Source organism: Humidesulfovibrio sp., from assembly GCF_031082295.1.
Taxonomy (GTDB): domain Bacteria; phylum Desulfobacterota; class Desulfovibrionia; order Desulfovibrionales; family Desulfovibrionaceae; genus Humidesulfovibrio.
The window spans coordinates 24319-37752 of the sequence record NZ_JAVHLD010000030.1; the positions used below are offsets into that span (position 1 = coordinate 24319).

Genomic DNA, 13434 nt, shown 5'->3' on the forward strand with positions numbered 1-13434 from the left:
CCCAAATTAAAGGAAGGGCATGCCGTCCTTTTCGAGTCCGCGCCGATCCCTTGCCGCCAAGGTGCTCCTGGGGCTGTTGCTCATGGGGCTCTCTGTCGTCGCTATCTTCGTGGGCGGGCGCTTCCTCAACATCAGGGCCTCCGTCGTCGAGCGCGAGAGCAGCCACGCGCTGCTCCTGGCCGAGCCCATGCGCTTCGCCCTGGAGAACCTGGCCGAGCGCCACCCGGAAATCACCACCCAGACGGAGAGGCTCCAGCGCCTGGTCGAGAACCTGGGCCGGACAAAAGGCCTGGTCGCCGTGGCCGTCACCGACCCCTCGGGCCGCCGCTTCCTGGCCGCCTCCGGCGAGCCCTCCACCCTGCACGGCACCGGCGGCGACCTGCCCCAGCGCACCCTGAGCGTCAACCTCCCCCTCACCGAGCCCACCCCGGACGGCAAGTCCCTGCTCGTGGGCATGCCGCTGCACAGGCCGCCCGTGGGCGACAATCCGCCGGAAATCTTCGGCGTGCTGGTGGCGCAGCACGACCTCGCCGGCCCCGTCGCCGAGCGCCAGCGCCAGAGCCTGTACGACTCCGGCGTCATGGCCTTGGGGATGCTGCTCATGCTCCTGGTGGCCCTGGCAGGGCTGCGGGTCTCCATCCTCACCCCGGTGTCCCGGCTGGCGGCGCAGGCCGCGGCCCTGGGCGCGGGCGACCTCACGGCGCGCAGCGGCCTCTCCCTGCCGTCCGGCGGGGGCGACGAGATCGAACGCCTGGCCGCCGGGTTCGACCGCATGGGCGCCGAACTGGAGGCCGCAGCCGAGGCCCAGGCCCGCCTGCACGACGAGCTTCGGGCCAGCGAGGCCAGAGTCCGCGCCGTGTTCCGGCACGCCAGCGTGGCCATCTCCCAGGGCGACCGCGAGGGACGCATCCTTGACGCCAACCCGGCCTTCCTGAACCTCTGGGGCTACACCCTGGAAGAGCTCAAGGGCGTGCGCTGGATCGACCTGACGCACCCGGACGACCGCCCCGAGAGCATGCGCCAGAGCATGCGCCTGCTGGCCGGCGAGATCGACGGGTTCGCGCTGGAGAAACGCTATCTGCGCAAGGACGGCCAGGTCGTCTGGACCAGCGTCAACGTGGCCTCCATGCGCGACGAGGACGGAGAGGTGCAGACCCTCGTCCTGGTGGCCGAGGACATCACCGCGCGCAAGGCCGCCGAGCAGGCCAAGGCCGAGCGGGAGGAGCTGTTCCAGGCCATGTTCGAGGACAACCTGGCGGTGCAGCTCCTGGTGGACCCGGCGAACGGGGCCATCATCGACGCCAACCGCGCCGCGAGCGCCTTCTACGGCTACAGCCAGGAAGAGCTGCGGAGCATGGGCATCGGCGACATCAACACCAGCCCGCCCAAGGTCATCCGCGATGCCCTCTCCGAAGCCGGGGCGCGGGGCGGCGTGTTCCGCTTCGTGCACCGCCTGAAAGATAACAGCCTGCGCGACGTGGAAGTGCGTTCTGGCCCGTTCAGGACGGGCGGACGCGCGTTGCTCCTGTCCTCCATCCAGGACGTGACCGAGCAGCTGCGCGCCGCAAAGAGCCTGAAAGAGACCGAGCAGCGCCTGCGCGAGCTCGTCAACCACATGGACGAGGGCGTGGTGCTGACCGACCCCGGCGGCCTGCTCCTGTTCGCAAATCCCGCCCTCTCACGCATGACCGGCACGCCGCTTGAGGACATTGTCGGCCACTCCCATTTCGATTTCTTGGCCCCGGACGACGCCAAGGCGCAGCGCGACCTCATGGAGGCCCGACGCCAGGGTTCGCGCCAGCCCTACGAGGCAAAATTCCTGCACAACAACGGCAGCGAAATGCTCTTCCGCATCACGCCCTGGCCTCTTTTCTCCCCCGAAGGCGAGTACCAGGGCGCCTGCGCCATCATCCAGGACATCACCGAGGCCCGCGCCCGCGAGGAGGCCGAGCAGCTTCGCCGCCTGCGCCACAGCGCGCTGCTGCGCCTGAACGAGATGCACAACGTCTCCCGCGAGGACCTGCTGGACTTCGCCCTGGAGCAGATCCAGGCCCTCACCCAGAGCCCGCTCGGGTATGTGTACGAATACGATGACGTGCGCCGTGAGTTCAACCTGCACTCCTGGTCGGCGGGCGCGATGGAACAGTGCAAGGTGCAGGACAGGCGGACCCGGTACAACCTGGACGCCACCGGCATCTGGGGCGACGCCGTGCGCCTGCGCGAACCCATCATCCTGAACGACTTCGCCGCGCCGGACCCGCGCAAGAAGGGAATGCCCGAGGGGCATGTTGAGCTCTCGCGGTTCTTGACCCTGCCGGTGATCCGCGCCGGGCGCGTGGTGGCCGTGGTGGCCGTGGGCAACAAGCAGGCGCCCTACGACGACGAGGACGTGACCCAGCTCAAGCTCTTCACCGACGGCCTGTGGAGCGTGCTGGAACGCCAGGAGGCCCAGGCCCAGCTTTCCGCCATCAACGAGCGCTTCCATCTGGCCGTGCGGGCCGGGCGCATCGGCCTCTGGGACTGGAACCTCGCCAGCGGGGCCATGCACCTCGACGCCTACATCGAGAAGAGCTTCGGCCTGTCCCAGCGCGACCTTACCGGCACCCCGGAGGACTGGCTCTGCCGCGTGCACACCGAGGACCGCCCGCGCGTGCGCGAAGCCCTTGAGCTGGCGCGAGCCACCGGCGAACGTTTCGAGCAGTCCTTCCGCGTGGTCACGAAAAACGGCGTGCTGCACGTGGACGCCCTGGCCGTGACCTACCTGGGGGTCGACGACCAACCCATGCGCATGGTCGGCGTGTTCATCGACGTGACCAGCCAGCGCGAGGCCGAGGAGCAGGTGGCGGAGAGCCAGCGCTTCCTCCAAACCGTCATCGACACCCTTCCGGCGCCCTTCGCCTGCAAGGACGCAGAAGGCCGCTACCTGCTGGTGAACCAGGCCTTCCTCCAGCTCTACGACCTGCCGCCGGAGGCGTTGCTGGGCCACACGCTGGACGAATTCAGCCCGGCCCAGGACGCGCGCACGCACATGGCCCACGACAGGCAGCTCCTGGACGCCCCCTCGGGCTCTCCCGTGGAATACGAAATCACCTTCGCCAGGCCTGGCGAGGAGCCGCGCCACTGGTTCGTGGTCAAGTCGCTCCTGCCGCTGTCCGGCGGGCGCAAGCAGGGCCTGGCGGCCATGGCCGTGGACATCACCGCGCGCAAGGAGGTCGAGGAGGCCCTGCGCAAGAGCGAGTCGCGCTTCCGCGAGCTGGCCGCCATGCTGCGCCTTATGTGCGACAACGTGCCGGACATGATCTGGGCCAAGGACCTGGAGAAGCGCTACCTCTTCGCCAACAAGGCCCTGTGCGAGGGCCTGCTGAACGCGACGGACACCAGCGAGCCCGAGGGCAAGACCGACCTCTTCTTCGCCCGGCGCGAACGCGACTCGCACCCCGAAGACCCCGCCTGGCACACCTTCGGCGAACCCTGCCAGGACTCCGACAACATCGTGATGCGCCAGGGCGCGCCAGGGCAGTTCGACGAGTACGGCAACGTCAAGGGCAAGTTCCTGTACCTCGACGTGCGCAAAACGCCCTTCGTCAACGACAAGGGCGACATCCTCGGCACCGTGGGCTCCGCCCGCGACATCACCGAGCAGAAGCGCGCGGAAGAGGCCCTGCGCACCAGCGAGGAGCGCTTCCGCGACCTCTTCGTGGACGCGCCGCTGCCCTACCAGTCCCTGGACGAGAACGGCAACCTGCTGCTGGCCAACCAGGCCTGGCTTGAGACTATGGGCTACTCTCGCGAGGAGGTCATCGGACAGAACTTCGGCAAGTTCCTGCTGCCGGAAGGCGTCGCGCGCAGCATGGAAGTATTCCCCAAGTTCAAGGAAACAGGCGTGCTCGCAAGCGAGGAGTTCACCATGGTCCGCAAGGACGGCTCCACCCTGCTGGCCTCCTTCAACGGCCGGGTGAGCCGCGATGAGCAGGGGCGCTTCGTGCGCACGCACTGCACCTTCCAGGACATCACCGAGCGCCGCAAGACCGAGGAGACCCTGCGCCGGGCCAAGGCCGTGGCCGAGGCCGCCACCCTCACCAAGGCCCAGTTCCTGGCCAACATGAGCCACGAGATACGCACACCGCTGGGCGGGGTCATCGGCGCGGCGAAGCTCCTGGCCCAGTCCAACCTCTCCGCCGACCAGCGCCAGCTGGCCGACATGGCCGTGGAGTCCGGCCGGGCGCTGCTCGCCATCGTCAACGACATCCTCGACTTCTCCAAGATCGAGGCCGGACGGCTTGACCTCAGGCCCGCGCCCTTCGCCCTCAAGCCCGACCTGGAGGCCGTGGTCGCGCCCTTCCGCATGCTGGCCGAGCAGCGCGGCCTCAAGCTCGACCTCCTGCTCGACTTGCACGTGCCCGAGGTGGTGGTGGGCGACAGCGGACGCCTGGACCAGGTGCTGCGGAACCTCCTGGGCAACGCCGTGAAGTTCACCGAGACCGGCACGATCACCCTGGAGGTCATCTCCGACCTGTTCTGCCCGAAGCCCAAGAGCTCGGCCTGCCTGCGCTTCACCGTGCGCGACACGGGCATCGGCATCCCCGCGGACTTCCTGCCGCACCTCTTCGAGAGCTTCAGCCAGGCCGACGACTCCTTCGGCAAGCGCCACGGCGGCACCGGCCTGGGCCTGGCCATCAGCAGGAGCCTGGTGGAGCGCATGGGCGGCACCCTCAAGGTCACCAGCACCCAGGGCGAGGGCAGCGCCTTCAGCTTCACCTTGTGCCTGCCCGTGGGCGCACCAGAGCAGCTCCAGGCTGAGTCCAGGGCTGCCACAGGCGGCTCGGAGACCAGCCAGACCCGCCAGCTGCGCGTGCTGCTGGCCGACGACAACGACATCGGCCGCACCCTTCTGGAGCGCATCCTGAAGGACGCCGGGCACGCCGTCGTGAGCGCCACCGACGGCAACGAGGTCTTGGCGGCGCTGGCCCGCGAGACCTTCGACCTTGTGCTCATGGACGTGCAGATGCCCGAGCTGGACGGCGTCTCCGCCACGCGGATGATCCGCCAGGGCAAGGCCGGTGCGCACAATGCCAAGATTCCCGTGGTGGCCCTCACGGCCTATGCCCAGGCCGAGGACCGCGAGCGCTTCCTGTCGGCCGGCATGGACGACTACGTGCCCAAGCCAGTGGAGGAGGACGTGTTGCTGGAGGCCATCCGGCGCGTCATGAACCCGTCCGGGGGCAATGGCGGCGCGCCCGCCGCGGCCGCGGCCAGCCAGGCCCCGTTCGATCCCGCCGCAAGCCCGCGCTTCGACCTGGGCTTTCTTGGGCGCTCCTTCGGCGAACGCAGCGACCTGCTGCGCGACATGCTGACCCAGTTCCGTTCCGCCAGCTTGCCCGAGATCGAGGGCAACCTGCACAAGGCCCTGCAGGACAAGAACCTGCACAAGGCCCAGCGGGTGGCGCACAAGGCCAGAGGCACCTTCGGCACCGTGGGCGCTCGCCGCGCCGTGCTGCTGGCCCAGGCCACCGAGAAGGCCGCCGCCAGCGGCGACGTGAAGGGCCTGCGCAAGCATGCCGAGGCGCTCTTGGCAGAGATCGCCGGGCTGGAAGAACACCTGCGCCTGGGCAAGCCCTGGCCTGACGCCGAGTGACCGGAGGACGTGGCATGAGCGGAGCGATGCGGGGCAACGGCGACATCAACGACAACCCCAACGACGACTTCAACGGCGGAATCAACGGCGGAATCAACGGCGGAATCGGCGGCGAGATCGACGAGGAGGTCAGCGCCATCATCCGCGAGCTGGGCCTGGTGCCCCTGCCCGAGGAGGGCGGCCTGTACGCCGAAACCTACCGCTCCGCCTCGGTCATCCCCGGCGGGGCCATCCCCGGCCGCCACAGCAGCCCCAGGCGATGCGCCACGGCCATCTACTACCTCATCACCCCGGAGCGGTTTTCCGCCCTGCACCGCGTGAGCAGCACGGAGATCTTCCACTTCTACCTGGGCGACCCCGTGGACATGCTGCAGCTCTACCCCGACGGCACCGGCGCGCACACGACCATCGGCACCGACCTGCTGAACGGGCAGCGGCCCCAGGTGGTGGTGCAGCGCGGAGTCTGGCAGGGCACGCGGCTTCTGCCCGGGGGGCGTTACGCCCTGCTCGGCTGCACCGTGTCGCCGGGGTTCGAGTTCGAGGACTACGAGCACGGCAACCGCGCCGGGCTCACCGCCCGTTACCCGGCCTTTGCCGCGGACATCGCCCTGCTGACGCCCGAAGGCTGAGCCGGCCCGCCCGGCCAGTGCGGCCAAGCAGCCCGGCTATTCCGCGCCGTCCTCGTCCAGGGCCGAGAAGTCCACCTCAAGCTCCACCACCCGCCCCGGTCCCGCCACGGCAGGCTCCTTCCCGCCCGCATAGCGCGACGGCTTCAGGGTCTTCAGCAGGAACATCAAGAGCTGGTCGGAATGCTTGACGGTGTTGCCGCACTCGCGCCCCTGGTGAAACACCGGCACCTCGACCCCGGTGAGCGCGCGCCGCACGGCCTCGGACTCCAGGGCGGCCACGGCCCGGCCCAGGTCGTCGCGCTCGCCCTGGTCCGAGAGAGCCGGGGGGGGCGTCTCGTCGCGCAGACGCCTGGCCGCGTCCAGGGGTATCTCCGCCGCCCTTGCCGCTGCCGCCATGCTGCCCGTCGCGGCGAACGTCTTGCGAAACAGCATGATCTTCCTCTTATCCATAATTATTTTCCTCCTCTGGCCCGCGCCCGCCGCAGGGGAATACCCCGCAAAACGGCCCAGGCCGCTGATACTGTTTCAACTAATTCTAGACGATTACGTAACTAGCTGACGGGAATGGCAATAATTCCCTTGCTTCGGCTCGGCGGAGTGATAGATATGCACATGCGGGAAAGGATGGGCCTTCCCGCAATCACCACCACTTTCCAAGGAGTTATTGTCATGAAGAAAGCCATCATCGCCATGTCCATGGTCCTCGCCTTCGCCGGCGTTTCCTTCGCCTCCGACGCCGCCGCCCCGGTTGCCGAGAAGCCCGCCGCCGAGGCCGCCGCTCCCGTGAAGAAGGAGAAGAAGGCTGTCAAGAAGGCCGCCAAGAAGGCCGCCAAGAAGGAAGCCGCCGCCGAGAAGAAGGCCGCCGAGTAATCACGGCCTGAAAAGGACCAGGGGCGTTCTCGCCGCTGGGCTTCTCACCAGACATTCCGGACGGGCTCCCGGGGTTTTCCCAGGAGCCCGTTTTTTTCGCCGCCAGTATAGCACGGGTTTTCGCCCCGGACAAAAATGGACGCTTTTTGGCCGTAAAAAAGACAAAAATTCCGGGTTGACAGCCTCCCTGGCAGCCCTGTTTTCAGGGCCTCTCCGCTCATTCAAGGCGGGCTTTCCGGCAGCCGAGAGGAAAAAAGTGCTCCCCCCGCAGCCCTTGCGCTCTGCGGATTTGCGCCATAAGTCCTTGCCCCGCCTGCGTCGCCAGCGGCTGGATTTTTCTAGAGATAGTTGATAAAGTACGTAGACACTGGCCATCCGACCAATTTGACCAAAATATATCCGCAGATTCCGTGTTCTCGAACCCTCAAGCTGTTGCAAGGATACCCTCAATGACCGCGACCCCTTCTGCCGCCGACCTGCCCCTCATGCCCTCCGACCTGCCCGATGTGGTCCTGAACGACAACGCCAAGGTGGTGCTCGCGCGCCGCTATCTGCGCAAGGACGCCGAGGGGAAGCCCTACGAGCTGCCGCGCGAGTTGTTCTGGCGCGTGGCGGCCAAGATCGCCGCCCAGGAGGCCAACTTCAAGGGCGGCAAGAGCAAGGTGGCGGCGCGCGCGCGCGAGTATTACGACCTCTTGACCAGCTTCAAGTTCCTGCCCAACTCGCCCACGCTGATGAACGCCGGCACCGACCTGGGCCAGCTGGCCGCCTGCTTCGTGCTGCCCGTGGGCGACTCCATCGAGCAGATTTTCGACGCAGTGAAGCACGCCGCGCTCATCCACAAGTCCGGCGGCGGCACGGGCTTCTCCTTCTCGCGCCTGCGCCCCACCGACGCCCGCGTGGGCAGCACCGGCGGCGTGGCCTCCGGCCCGTTGTCGTTCCTGCGCATCTTCAACACCGCCACAGAGCAGATCAAGCAGGGCGGCACCCGGCGCGGCGCCAACATGGGCATCCTGCGCGTGGACCATCCGGACATCCTGCGCTTCATCCGCGCCAAGGAGCGCGAGGGCGAGCTGAACAACTTCAACCTGTCGGTCGGCCTCACCGAGGCCTTCATGCAGGCCGTGGACAAGGACGAGGAGTACGACCTCGTCGCCCCGCACAACAAGAGCGTCGTCGAGCGCCTCAAGGCGCGCGAAGTCTTCGCCCTGCTGGTGCAGAAGGCCTGGGAGTCGGGCGATCCGGGCATGGTCTTCCTCGACCGCATCAACCGCGACAACCCCACCCCGCAGCTGGGCGAGATCGAGGCCACAAACCCCTGCGGCGAGCAGCCCCTGCTGCCCTATGAGGCCTGCAACCTGGGCTCCATCAACCTGGCCGCCTTCTACAACGCCGACGCCCGCGAAGGCATCGACTGGGAGGGCCTCAAAACCGTCATCCACCAGAGCGTGCGCTTCCTCGACAACGTCATCGAGGCCAGCGTCTACCCGCTGGAGCAGATCTCCGAGATGGTGCGCACCAACCGCAAGATCGGCCTTGGCCTCATGGGCTTCGCCGACCTCTTGTACCAGCTGGGCGTGGCCTACAACTCCCAGGAGGGCGTGAGCCTGGCCGAGCGCCTCATGGCCTTCATCCAGGACGAGTCCAAGCTGGCCTCAAAGGCCCTGGCCGACGAGCGCGGCCCCTTCCCCTCCTTTGATGGCAGCACCTACGCCGCCAAGAAGCAGGGCCCGTACCGCAACGCAACCACAACGACCATCGCCCCCACGGGCACGCTCTCCATCCTGGCGGGCTGCTCCTCCGGCATCGAGCCCCTGTTCGCGCTGAGCTTCACCCGCACCGTCATGGACAACGACAAGCTCATCGAGGTGAACCCCTACTTCGAGGCCGCCGTGAAGGCCGCGGAAGCCTATAGCCCCAAGCTCATGGAGGAGGTCGCCAAGGTCGGCTCCGTGCAGAAGCTGGAGCTCCTGCCCCCCGAGATCCGCCGCGTGTTCGTCACCGCCATGGACATCGAGCCCATCTGGCACCTGAAGATGCAGGCCGCCTTCCAGAAGTTCACCGACAACGCCGTGTCCAAGACCGTGAACCTGCCCTCCAGCGCCACCCAGGAAGACATCTGGGACATCTACTGGAAGGCCTACGAGTACGGCTGCAAGGGCGTCACCGTGTACCGCGACGGCTGCAAGGCCTCCCAGGTGCTCTGCACCGGCGACGGCCAGGAGAAGAAGGACGGCGCGGCGGAGGACGGCAAGCCCAAGACCGTCGTGCGCAAGCGCCCGGACATCGTCTACGGCTTCACCCAGAAGGTCGACACCGGCCTTGGCGCGCTCTACCTCACCATCAATGAGCAGGACGGCAAGCCGTTTGAGGTCTTCGCCACCATCGGCAAGTCCGGCAAGTCCATCACCGCCAAGGCCGAGGCCATCGGGCGCCTGGTGTCGCTGGCCCTGCGCTCCGGCGTGGAGGTGCGCGACATCGTGGAGCAGCTCAAGGGCATCGGCGGCGAGCACCCCAAGTTCCAGAAGAAGATCCTGCTCCAGTCCATCCCCGACGCGGTGGCCTGGGTGCTGGAGAACCGCTACATGTCCGGCGAGAAGCACGCCAGCGCCCACGCCAACGGGCTGGTCAAGGAGACCTGCCCCGACTGCGGCGAGGTGCTGACCTTCGAGGAAGGCTGCAACTGCTGCAAGGCCTGCGGCTACACCAAGTGCGGGTAAGAGAGAAAGCGTAGGCTTCGGGGGTCGGCTGGCCCCTGGACCGCCAGCAACACGAAAGGCCCCTCCCGCCAACGCGCCGGGAGGGGCTTTCTGCTTTGCCTACGCCGTCGCAACGCCATCAAACCCTTCTATGAGGAATCATCTATAGCGATATGTGATAGCTCTTGACATGACGACACCAATTCCGTGTATAGCAACAGTGGAATTGCAGTTGGCCAGTGGCACCACAACCAAGCACAACGACGGTCCTATGGACAGCTTGGGCATCGCCCTGTCATCATGTTTCGCCCACCACCCCCCTGACGCCGCGCCTCGGCGCGACCGGGGCCGTTGATGCTTCGGCTGCTGCGCAGGCGCGACCTTGAGGTGGGCATGTTCCTGGCCCACTACGGCCAGGGAACACCCGAAAGCCCCATCATCCCCATCGGCAAGCCGATCCTCTCGCCCCTGAACGTCGACGAATTCGTGCCGCCCGAGGTGGACGAGATCTACGTCGACGACAAGCTGACCCTGCACGTCATCAACAAGCTCCACAAGGACCGGACCCGGGCGGCGCAACAGGAGGCCGTGCCCCTGGCCGAGGAGTTGCCCGTGGCCGAGAAGCTCTACTCCGAGGCCCTGGAGCACGCCCACGAGTTCATGAACGACGTGCGCAAGGGCAAGGACGTGAACTACCACGACGCCGAGCCCGTGGTGGACGGCTTCATCGAAAGCGTCTTCCGCAACGAGTCCGCCGCCGTCACCCTGTTCAAGCTCCGGCGTTTCGACGAATACAGCTACACCCACTGCATAAACGTGGGGGTGCTCTCCATCATCCTGGGGAAATTCCTGGGGCTCGACAAGGACACGCTGCGGCTGCTCGGCCTCTCCGGGCTGTTCCACGACGTGGGCAAGGCGCGCATTCCCGAGGACATCCTGAACAAGCCAGCCAGCCTCACCCCGCGTGAGATGGAGATCATCAAGACCCACCCGCTGGAGAGCTTCAAGATCATCTCCGCCACGGACGGCCCGGCCAAGGACATTCTGCGCGGCGCAGTGGAGCACCACGAGCGCTTCGACGGCACGGGCTACCCGCGCGGCCTCTCCGGCAAGGACATCGGCATCTTCGGGCGCATCATCAGCATCGTCGACGTGTACGACGCGCTGACCAGCAAGCGCTGCTACAAGGCCGCCATGCCCACCTCCAAGGCCTTGAGCCTCATGTACCAGTGGCGCGACTCCACCTTCGCACCCAACAGCATCGAGCACTTCATCAAGTGCATCGGGGTGTACCCGGTGGGCAGCTTCGTGCGGCTCTCCACCGGCGAGTACGCCGTCGTCACGGACAACAACTCCTCCAACGCCTCCAGGCCGATGGTCAAGATCCTCTTCGACGCCTCGCTGCGGCGCAAGGCGTCCGTGGAGGTGGACCTGCTCAAGGACCCGAGCGGGCTGGAGATCAAGGAATGCCTGAACCCGGCGGGCTACCCCGTCGACCTGGCCCGCCTGCTGCTGGTCTGAGCTTCCACACCCGCAAAAAAGGGGCGGACCCTGCGGCCCGCCCCTCGTTCTGCTTCCTCTATCCCCGCGCTACAGCACCGGCAGATACCGGCTCAACTCGTACTGCGTCACCTGGGTGCGGTAGCTGTCCCACTCCATGATCTTGTTCTCGTAGAGCTTGTGGAAGATGTGATCACCCAGGGTCTCGCGCACCAGCTCGCTCTTCTTCATCTCCTCCGCGGCCTCGAACAGGCTGCCGGGAAGCGAGGTGATGCCGTGCGCGTCGAGGGTCGCCTGGTCCATGTGGAAGATGTCGCTCTCCACCGGGTCGGGCAGCACGTAGTTCTGCTCCATGCCGCGCAGGCCCGCCGCCAGCATCACTGCGAAGGTCAGGTACGGGTTGGCCGCCGGGTCCGGGCAGCGCAGCTCCATGCGCGTGGCGGCCTCCTTGCCGGGCTTGTACATGGGCACGCGCACCAGGGCCGAGCGGTTCCGGCGCGCCCAGGCCACGTACACCGGGGCCTCGTAGCCGGGCACCAAGCGCTTGTAGCTGTTCACCCACTGGTTGGTCACGCAGGCGAACTCCCGCGCGTGCTTCAAGATGCCCGCGATGTAGCTCTTGCCCTCGGGCGAGAGGTGGTACTGGTCCGCCGGGTCGAAGAAGAGGTTCCGGCCGTTCTTGAACAGGCTCTGGTGCACGTGCATGCCGGAGCCGTTCTGGCCGTAGATGGGCTTGGGCATGAACGTGGCGTAGGCCCCGTGCTTGCGCGCCACCTCCTTGACCACCACGCGGTAGGTCATGGTGATGTCGGCCATCTTCAGCGCCTCGGCGTAGCGCATGTCGATCTCGTGCTGGCTGGGGGCCACCTCGTGGTGGCTGTACTCGATGGCGATGCCCATCTTCTCCAGGGCGAAGATGATGTCGCGGCGGATGTTGTTGCCGAGGTCCAGCGGCGGCGCGTCGAAATAGCCGCCCTGGTCCAGCAGCTCGGTGCCCTTGTCGTTTCCGAACAGGAAGAACTCCAGCTCCGGCCCGCAGTAGTAGGTGTAGCCCTTTTCCGCGCACTTGGAGAGCACCCGGCGCAGGCAGTAGCGAGAGTCCGCGGCGTAGGGCTGGCCGTCGGGGGTGTGGATGTCGCAGAACATGCGCGCCACCGGGCGGTCGCTGGGGCGCCAGGCCGCCACCTGGAAGGTGGTGGGGTCGGGCATGGCCACCATGTCGGACTCGTCGATGCGGCAGAAGCCCAGGATGGACGAGCCGTCGAAGCCCATGCCCTCCTCGAAGGCGGCCTCCAGCTCGCGGGGGGTCACCTGGAAGCTTTTCAGCGTGCCCAGGATGTCCACGAACCAGAACTGCACGAAGCTGATGTCATAGTCCTTGACCGCGCGCAGCACGTCGTCGGCGTTTTTGCAGTTGAAGACCGGAGTGTTCATGAGCTGGCCTCCTTGGGGCGTATGGTTGCCCGCGCCGCTTGAGGGAGCGGCCCTGCGGGGGTGTGTCCTCATGCTGTCCTAACGCCGCTGGACAATTCTGTAAAGCTCGGCAGGGCGATCAGGGCCGCGTACCTGCGAAATTGTCGGGAAGGCCCTCTTTCCAAACCCTGTCAATGGGGAATTTTTGTCCTTTTTGCGGCCAAAAACGGGTGATTTTTGTCCGGGCCGAAAACCGGGGGTACAATGGGCCATTTGCGACGGGCAGCCCGCCTGTTGCGCAAACCCTAGGAGACCCCCATGCCTCAGCCCTCCCACCTTTCCCTCAAACGCGACCAGCAGGGCCGCATCGCCGAGCGCACGATTCGCTTTGGCAACGTGGCCGAAACCCGGCGCTACGCCTACGATTCCGCAGGGCGGTTATCACGCGTCACGGACGCATCCGGCGCGCTGTGCGAGTCCTACCAGTACGACCCGCAGGGCCGCCGCCTGGCCGAGATCAACCCGGCCCGCTTTCGCGGCGAGCGGCGCTACACGTATCTCTCCGGCAATCGCCTGGGCCAGGCTGGCCAAACCCAGTACGGCCACGACCGCGCGGGCTTCCGCAACCTCAAGGTGGCGGGTGACGCCGAAACGCACTACCGCTACGAGCCGAGCGGCCTGCTCATGC

The 13434-nt window shown here is 66.8% G+C and carries 7 protein-coding genes and 1 pseudogene; 6 read left to right on the plus strand and 2 right to left on the minus strand.

The features are described from left to right. Positions 1-19 precede the first annotated feature (19 nt). Complete coding sequence (locus tag RDU24_RS13130) at positions 20-5635, plus strand: PAS domain S-box protein (RefSeq protein ID WP_308736226.1); 5616 nt, start codon at positions 20-22, stop codon at positions 5633-5635. Between the two features lie 14 nt (positions 5636-5649). After that, a complete protein-coding gene (locus RDU24_RS13135) occupies positions 5650-6264 on the plus strand; it encodes a cupin domain-containing protein (RefSeq protein ID WP_308736227.1) in 615 nt (204 codons plus the stop codon). A gap of 36 nt (positions 6265-6300) precedes the next feature. Here RDU24_RS13135 and RDU24_RS13140 read toward each other — a convergent pair whose 3' ends face one another. Next, on the minus strand, positions 6301-6714 hold the full coding sequence (locus RDU24_RS13140; protein ID WP_308736228.1) for a hypothetical protein: 414 nt from the start codon (positions 6712-6714) through the stop codon (positions 6301-6303). A 219-nt stretch (positions 6715-6933) separates the two neighbouring features. Here RDU24_RS13140 and RDU24_RS13145 point away from each other — a divergent pair, with 219 nt between their 5' ends. The 3 genes from RDU24_RS13145 to RDU24_RS13155 all read left to right on the plus strand — a co-directional run bounded on the left by RDU24_RS13145 (position 6934) and on the right by RDU24_RS13155 (position 11354). Continuing rightward, positions 6934-7134 (plus strand): hypothetical protein, encoded by a 201-nt coding sequence (locus tag RDU24_RS13145; protein ID WP_308736229.1) that lies wholly within the window; start codon positions 6934-6936, stop codon positions 7132-7134. A gap of 449 nt (positions 7135-7583) precedes the next feature. Beyond that, positions 7584-9854, plus strand: a complete 2271-nt coding sequence (locus tag RDU24_RS13150; protein ID WP_308736230.1) for a vitamin B12-dependent ribonucleotide reductase — start codon at positions 7584-7586, stop codon at positions 9852-9854. A 333-nt stretch (positions 9855-10187) separates the two neighbouring features. After that, positions 10188-11354 carry an HD-GYP domain-containing protein gene (locus RDU24_RS13155; RefSeq protein WP_308736231.1) on the plus strand — a complete coding sequence of 389 codons (1167 nt, stop codon included), beginning with the start codon at positions 10188-10190 and terminating at the stop codon, positions 11352-11354. Positions 11355-11423: 69 nt separating this feature from the next. Here the strand turns inward: RDU24_RS13155 and RDU24_RS13160 are convergent, their stop codons facing one another. After that, on the minus strand, positions 11424-12767 hold the full coding sequence (locus RDU24_RS13160; RefSeq protein WP_308736232.1) for a glutamine synthetase family protein: 1344 nt from the start codon (positions 12765-12767) through the stop codon (positions 11424-11426). A 297-nt stretch (positions 12768-13064) separates the two neighbouring features. Here RDU24_RS13160 and RDU24_RS13165 point away from each other — a divergent pair. Continuing rightward, positions 13065-13434 (plus strand): annotated as a pseudogene (locus RDU24_RS13165) (RHS repeat domain-containing protein); the annotation flags it as partial.